A 7390-nucleotide genomic window follows, 5' to 3' on the forward strand; every position below is an offset into this window, starting at 1 on the left:
ACCGGACGGCACAGCGAGAGCGCCTCGATCACGGTTCGCCCGAACGACTCGGGTTTGTTCGACAACTGCAGAATCAGCGAGGACACCGCATAGATATCGCGTACGTCGTCGCGCGGCGGAGACAACACCACCTTGTCGGTCAGACCCAAGGCGTCAATACGCTGCCGCAGTTCCTGGACGTAGGCTTCACGACCCGGCTCGATCACGCCGAGCAGCAGCAGGCGGGACTGGATGCCGCGGCTGTGCAGACCGGCCAGAAGTTCGATGGCGTCCAGATGCCCCTTCAGACGTGTGCCGCGTCCGGGCAACGTGAGCAGAGCGGCAGCGTCCAGCTGCGGATACTGGCTGAAAAAACGTTCACGCCAGTCATCCTCCGGACGGTAGCCATAGGGAAACTCGGCGTCGTCGACCCCACGCGGGATCACCTCCAGGTGCGATCGGTCGAAATCCGGGTAATGCTTGATGACATAGTCGCGTACGGTCTGCGAGACCGCGATCACACGATCACCGCGCAACATGATGCGGCTGTAGAAGCCCGGCGAATTGAGACCGTGGACCGTGGTCACCAGTCGTGGTCTGGGATGCAGGCCGCGCAGTGCCAGATAACCCAGCCAGGCCGGAACGCGTGAACGCGCGTGGACCACATCCGGCTGGATTTGGTGAAGCATGCGGCGCAGGGCGCCGAGCTTGCCCAGCGTGCGCAGGGATTTGCGTCCGATATCGAGGGTGATGTGCCGGCTTCCGGCGGCTTCCAATCGCTGCACCAGGCGCCCGCCTGCTGAAATGACAACCGACTGATGACCGGCTTCGACCAATGCACGCGCGATCTCGAGCGCAGAACGTTCCGCCCCACCGGTGTGCATGGCAGGCATGAGTTGGACGACGGTCATCGGACGATTCGAGAACCGCGCTGCGGGAACATCCCGATCTGGCATGTATGACCGACCTTCTGGAGCGGTGTTGAACACGGCTGTACTGGTCTGAACGCAATGACTTGCAACAACCCCAAGCAAGCAATAAACATGCCGAAGTAATGGTTTTTTACTCGATTGCTTCGCAGTTTTTCAGTCGCTCAGGACATATTGCGCGGCGCAATAAGGACATACGGACTCGCCGCCGTCCTCCTCAATCGGCAAATAGACCCGCGGATGCGAATTCCACAGATACATGCCCGGCATTGGACAGGCCAGCGGCAGGTCGCTGCGCGTCACTTTGTAACGATGTTCGGCATTGGCCGGAATCAACTTTGCCGCAGCTGGGTCGGGACGCTGCATGGACGCACTCCAACGATTACGGGATCAAGAACGCAATGGTACCGCAGCTGGTGCGGTCGGAGCACGTCAAGTCTTCACTAGCGCAGTTCTCCGCCGGCGCAGGTGCCGGCGGAGCGTGGCGCGCGGGATCAGTTGTGTTGGGTCGCCTTGGCGTAGGCCTTCGCCTCGATGGCTTCCACCGTGATATGCAGCTTTACCGTATCGCTGACCATCGGCGCATATTTGGCAACGCCAAAATCGCTGCGCTTGAGCGTGGTCGTGGCATCAAAACCCGCTGCCTGGGCATGCCACATCGGCTGCATGCCGATCTTGTTCACCTTGGCGTGCAGCGTCACCTGGTGGGTGATGCCGTGAACCGTGAGGTTGCCAATGATGGTCAGCATGCCGACACCCGCCTTAACGACTTTGGTACTGTCGAAGGTGGCCGTGGGATACTTGGCGACGTTGAAGAAATCCGGTCCCTTGAGGTGCTCGTCCAGTGCTGGCACGTGGGTGTCGATGCCCGACAGCGGTATCTTCACGCGTACATGATCCTGAGACGGATGTTGCGGATCGAACACCAGGGTGCCGGTGATATTGGTGAAATTGGCATCCGGATTGGAGAAGCCGAAGTGATTCCAGACCACGCGCACCTGGGTGTGATTTGGATCCAGAGTGTAGGTGGTTGGCTTGGCCATCACCGGAGCGGCGACCAGCAGGCCGAGAAGGGTGGTAGCAAGAAATCTACGCATGCGACTGACTCCCGAGAAGCGAATGGGTATGGGCAGGCGGTGCATCTCGCCCCATCCTGCTCTCTCAAATGTCCTACGCTCATAAAGTAGGGATGGATGCCCGACTTTCCCAGAGCCCCAGCGAGAACACTCTGTGCAGGAAAACGAAACAACCCGTTCAGGCGATGCAGGGTCGCTGTTGCGTTCCTGCTGGGTACTCACGGATGGCGCAGCCGGAAACGAACGCCAGGCATTGGCGCTGGCGCAGGCCCTTTCTCTTCCTGCGCGCAATATGGTGCTGCCGTTGCGAGCGCCATGGTCGTGGCTGGCGCCACGACTGACACTGGGTGGACGCCTTGCAGTGGCCCCGGCGCAACGCGCGCAACTGTCACCGCCGTGGCCCGACCTTGTCATCGGTTGCGGGCGTGCTGCCGCTTTGCTCACCCGACTGCTGCCCGCACTGTCGGCAGGCCACTGCCGCAGCGTGCAGATCCTCGACCCGCGCATCAATCCGGAGCACTGGGATCTGGTCATTGCACCGCAGCATGACAATCTTTCCGGCCCCAATGTGCTTACCCCGCTGGGATCGTTGCATCCGGTCGACGCGTCCTGGCTGGCCGCTGGTCGAGAGGCCTCGCCGCACCTGGCCGCACTGCCTCAGCCCCGGATTGGCGTGCTGCTGGGCGGCACGCGACACGGCGCCCCTCTCGACAGCGACTATGTTCGGCAGCTTGCCGAAGGCCTGCGCGCCCGTCAGCAAGGAGAAGGAGGCAGCCTGATGCTGCTGGCCTCGCGTCGCACACCACCGGACGTCTTTGCGAACCTCAAGGCGGCCCTGGTCGACCTTCCAGGCATGGCCTGGGGCAGCGAGGCCGACGGCGCCAACCCTTACCCTGGCGTGCTCGGCTGGGCCGACCGCCTGGTGGTCACTCCGGATTCGGTCAACATGCTGTCCGAAGCCAGTGCCTGCGGTCGACCTGTGCACACGCTGGTCACCGGGCCGTTGCCGGACAAGCTGGCGCATTTCCATGCGGTCCTGCGCCAGCGCGGTCTGCTGCATGACCTGGACACGGTGACGTCTACAACCGCCGAGCCCCTGCGCGAAACCGCTGCCATGGCCGCCGCCGTTCGCGCCCGGCTGGAGACTCCGCGCCACGGCAACGCAGTACACTAGGCGTCCCATGCGCGGACGCATTCCCGACGGTTTCATCGACGACCTCCTCACCCGCATCGACATCGTCGAGGTGGTCGAGCGACGCGTGCCGCTGAAGAAGGCCGGCCGCGAGTGGACCGCCTGCTGCCCCTTCCATGACGAGCGCACGCCATCCTTCTATGTCAGTCCGCAAAAGCAGTTCTATCACTGCTTTGGCTGCGGCGCACACGGCAGTGCGATCAAATTCCTGATGGACTATGAACGCCTGGAGTTTCCCGACGCTGTCGAGGAGCTGGCGCAGTCGGCCGGCCTGAGCGTGCCGCACGAAGGCGTCGACAACCGCCCGCGTGAGGATCGCAGCGGTCTGTACCAACTGCTGGAGTCGGCCACCACCTGGTACCAGAAACAGTTCCATGCAAGCGCCCAGGCCCAGGCTTACGCGCGCGAACGCGGCCTTGCCGAGCAAACCCTCGAAGCCTTTCGCATCGGCTGGGCTCCGGCCGAGTGGGATGGTCTGATCCGCCATGTCGGCCACACGCCGGAAAAACTCAAGGTGCTGGAGCAGGCCGGCATGGTTTCCACCGGCGAGCGCGGCAAACGTTACGACCGTTTTCGTGGACGCTTGATGTTTCCCATCCAGGACCGCCGCGGCCGCGTGATCGCCTTCGGTGGCCGCGCCATGGGGGAGGACACGCCCAAGTATCTCAACTCCCCGGAAACCCCGCTGTTCCACAAGGGCCGAGAGCTGTTCGCGCTGTGGCAATGCAAGCAGGTCAGCGGTGCGCTCCATCGGCTGATGGTGGTGGAGGGCTATATGGACGCCATCGCCCTGCACCAGGCCGGCCTGCCGATCGCTGTGGCCACGCTCGGCACCGCAACCACGCCCGAACACACCGAGCGTCTGTTCCGCACAGCCGCCGACGTGGTGTTCTGCTTTGATGGCGACCGCGCCGGACGCGATGCCGCCTGGAAGGCGCTGGACGCCACCCTGCCGCGATTGCGCGACGGCCGTCAGGCCTTCTTCCTGTTCCTGCCCGAGGGCGAAGACCCGGACACCATCGTGCAGAGCGAAGGCAAGGCCGGCTTCGAGGCGCGACTGAAAGGCGCCACGCCGCTGTCGGAATACTTCTTCGACACGCTCTCCCACGATATCGACCTGACCTCCCTGGATGGCCGTGCGCGCCTGGCCGAACGCGCCCGCCCACTGGTCGCGCGCCTGCCCGATGGCGCCTTTCGCGACCTGATGGCGCAGGAGCTGAAAAACCGCACCGGTACCGACACACGCTTCGAAAACGCGCCTGCCCCTGCCGCCTCGCGACCGCTGCAGCAACGCGCCGTGCGGCGCACCCTGGTACGCAGCGCCATCGCCCTGCTGCTGGCCCGGCCTGAGCTGGCCGGAGAACTGGAGCCACCCTACGCCTTCGCCGAGCTGGACAAGCCCGGCGTGACGCTGCTGCTTGAACTCATCGAGGTTGCTCGCGCCCGTCCTGGCATCACCACCGGTGCCCTGCTGGAACACTTCACCGAGCGCCCCGAGGCCGAGGCGCTGCAGAAACTCGCCGTGGCCGAACCAGTCGGCGACGACGCCATGCAGCGCAGCGAATTCCTTGGCGCACTGGACCAGATGCAGCGTCAGGTCGACCTGCAGCGCATCGCCGCGCTGCAGGTGCGTCAGGTCGACGGCACGCTGGACGCCGAGGGCAAGGCCCAGTTGCGCGAACTGCTGAGCGCCAAGTCCCGGGGTACTCCCGCTACGTGAACGAGGCACGGCCCAGCACCTGTGCCGACAGGTCGATCCATGGGAAGATCGGCTCTGGATACGCCCGGACGCCTGCTGCTTCGAATCGATGGATCTTTTCGCCCACCTGATCAACTACTTTGCCGAAAACGGCTACGTCGCCGTGCTGCTGGCACTGCTGGTGTGCGGCGTGGGCGCACCCATTCCAGAGGACCTCACCCTGGTCGCCGGCGGGGTGATCGCGGGCCTGGGGTACGCCAACGTCCACGTGATGTTCGCAGTGACCTTGTTCGGCGTGCTGCTGGGCGATGCCGGCATGTTCCTGGCAGGTCATCACTACGGGGTCCGCCTGCTGGACAAGCGCCCTGTCAAATGGCTGCTCACACCCAGCCGCTACAGCGCCGTGCAGGAGCAATTCGAGCGCTACGGCAACCGCATGCTGTTCACCGCACGCTTTCTGCCCGGTATGCGCACGGCGGCCTTTGTCACTGCAGGACTCACCCATCGCGTCTCGTTCGGTCGCTTCCTGCTGCTGGACGGCTCCGCCGCCCTCATCAGCGTGCCGATCTGGGTCTACCTGGGCTACTTTGGTGCCAACAACCGTGAATGGCTGCTCACGTGGCTGCACCGTGGCCAGGCGGGCATGTGGATCGCGCTGGGCCTGATCCTCGCTGGCGTGGGCGTCTTCTTCTGGCGGCGGCACAAGCGCAAGCAGGCGCGCGACGAAACCGGGGACGAACCGGACTGACCCGTCGACAGCAACGCCCGCTCCGGTTAAGTGGGCCTTGTCCTGCTGCAGCCCCCTTTTCGCATCGCGGCGCCAACGGCCTGCGCCAACCGCAGGTCCTGGCTGCCCTTCAAGGGCCCGTTCCATTGCGGCGCCCAAGCCGGCTCCGTTCCACCAGTTCTCAGATCCCGTGCCGATGCGGCCCCTGCAGGCATTGAAGCGGTGCCCATGTCGCGGTCGGTAGAAGTTGCCCTGGATGGATGCGGACTTTCGCCGAGCGATATCCTGCATGGATATCAGCAAAACTTTTTTTCGATTTCTCCATTGGCATCGGGTCTGCCGGATTCGCCGCGATCATGGGCACCTTCAGGGGGACTTGCGCGAATGGCATACGCAGTGGTCTGGTCAGGCGTTCCGTGACGCATGACCGGAAGTCCACAGGCCCGGGGGCGACACACACACGCCTGGTGGCTTCCTCTACCTCAACCTCAACCTCAATCCGCCGAACAGGTGCCCGTGCGGTGGCCGTCGATGTCGATGGTCATTTGCGTCGTGCGTGAGGACATACCTGGTACGTCCATGCGCTGCTCGACGGTGCCGTGGGCCTTGAAGGACCTGCCACCGTTGCCCGGATTCAGGGTGAAATCTTCCTTGATCGTGCTGGGAATGCCTTGGGCCGTGGAGGTGCAGGTCATGACGGTACGATATCCGGCCTTGTCATGACTGCGCGTGGGCACGCTGCAGGAGGCATCGCCACTGGCGCTGTGCGGTTTCATGGCAGCTTCGCCCGCCTGCCCTTCCCGGGCACAGGTTTTCCATCCATTGGTCGCCGTGCGGCCAACCATGACGCCGGAAGTGAAGGTGATCACGGAATGGTAGGACCATTCGCCACCCTGCAGGTGCGCGAAAGGCGGGGTGTCAGCGCGCACGCAGAGCGCACCGGAAAGCAAAACCAGGGCAAGCGGGGCAATCAGGCGTTTGTTCATGGCAACGTTCCCCCTCCCGTATCGACGTGATCGATGCATGCCCGCATCGGTATCCAGCGGACGGTTCCGGAGTGATGATGCCACGAGTCGCCGCGCACCCGCACATCGCCCCAGGCGCTGCGGGCAGCACCCATTTCGCGGTCACCCCATCGGAATCCGGTTGCGCAAGGCATCGGCATCGTACGGGCCGGGCGCCGCAATGAGTTCGCGTGCGGCATCGACCTGGCCCCAGACGTTCCATAGCAGGACCCCGCGTACCCGGGCACCTTCCATGTAATAGGTGACCCCGCGCTTGTACTGCTCGGCCCAGTGTTCGACCACTTCCAGGTGGTTGGCGTCAAGTTCGCCGACGGCTTCATAGCCGAGGTCGAACAGGTCCGAGTAGAAGAACGGCTGGGTGGTGAATGCGGCATCTTCGCCAGCCATACCGCTGCCGGCGTGATGGCCCATGCTGATGGCGGCGTTCTCGTGCTCCACGCGGCGGCGACCGCCCAGGGCCAGCGACGGATAGCTGGCCACATCACCGGCGGCCCAGATGGCCGGGTCGGCGGTGCGAAGTCGCGCATCGACCACGATTCCGTCGTCCACATCCAGGCCGGCCTGCTCGGCCAGCTCGGTATTGGGCTGCACGCCCAGTCCTGCGACAACGGCATCCACCTCCAGGACACTGCCGTCGGAAAGTTCCAGCTTCACGCCATCATCGTCGGCCTTGCCGCCGCTGACCCTGATGCCGGTGCGCACGTCCACCCCGCGCTTGCGGTAGTACTCGTTGAGAAAATCCGACAGGCCCTGGCTGAACCGT

8 protein-coding genes are annotated in these 7390 nt (G+C 64.2%); 3 read left to right on the forward strand and 5 right to left on the reverse strand.

Annotated features, from left to right (window positions below):
• The 3 genes from PF446_RS05125 to PF446_RS05135 form a co-directional block, all read right to left on the reverse strand.
• Window positions 1–890: glycosyltransferase (locus PF446_RS05125; protein WP_298070171.1), on the reverse strand; the 890-nt coding region annotated here is incomplete at its 3' end.
• A 174-nt stretch (window positions 891–1064) separates the two neighbouring features.
• On the reverse strand, window positions 1065–1274 hold the full coding sequence (locus PF446_RS05130; RefSeq protein ID WP_298070172.1) for a zinc-finger domain-containing protein: 210 nt from the start codon (window positions 1272–1274) through the stop codon (window positions 1065–1067).
• A 128-nt stretch (window positions 1275–1402) separates the two neighbouring features.
• A complete protein-coding gene (locus tag PF446_RS05135; protein WP_298070173.1) occupies window positions 1403–2005 on the reverse strand; it encodes a YceI family protein in 603 nt (200 codons plus the stop codon).
• Between the two features lie 175 nt (window positions 2006–2180).
• Between PF446_RS05135 and PF446_RS05140 the strand changes: the two genes are divergently transcribed.
• From PF446_RS05140 to PF446_RS05150, 3 genes are all read left to right on the forward strand, one after another.
• A complete protein-coding gene (locus PF446_RS05140; protein ID WP_298070178.1) occupies window positions 2181–3158 on the forward strand; it encodes a mitochondrial fission ELM1 family protein in 978 nt (325 codons plus the stop codon).
• 7 nt (window positions 3159–3165) lie between these two features.
• Window positions 3166–4896, forward strand: a complete 1731-nt coding sequence (dnaG, locus tag PF446_RS05145) for a DNA primase (RefSeq protein WP_298070174.1) — start codon at window positions 3166–3168, stop codon at window positions 4894–4896.
• 88 nt (window positions 4897–4984) lie between these two features.
• Window positions 4985–5623, forward strand: coding sequence for a DedA family protein (locus PF446_RS05150; protein WP_298070175.1), 639 nt, complete (start codon window positions 4985–4987; stop codon window positions 5621–5623).
• Window positions 5624–6096: 473 nt separating this feature from the next.
• Here PF446_RS05150 and PF446_RS05155 read toward each other — a convergent pair whose 3' ends face one another.
• Window positions 6097–6588 carry a DUF3617 family protein gene (locus PF446_RS05155; protein WP_298070176.1) on the reverse strand — a complete coding sequence of 164 codons (492 nt, stop codon included), beginning with the start codon at window positions 6586–6588 and terminating at the stop codon, window positions 6097–6099.
• A gap of 141 nt (window positions 6589–6729) precedes the next feature.
• Window positions 6730–7390 (reverse strand): FAD-dependent oxidoreductase (locus PF446_RS05160; protein WP_298070177.1); only part of this gene is annotated, 661 nt, incomplete at its 5' end.

The sequence above is a fragment of the Oleiagrimonas sp. genome, from assembly GCF_027858935.1.
Lineage (GTDB): Bacteria > Pseudomonadota > Gammaproteobacteria > Xanthomonadales > Rhodanobacteraceae > Oleiagrimonas.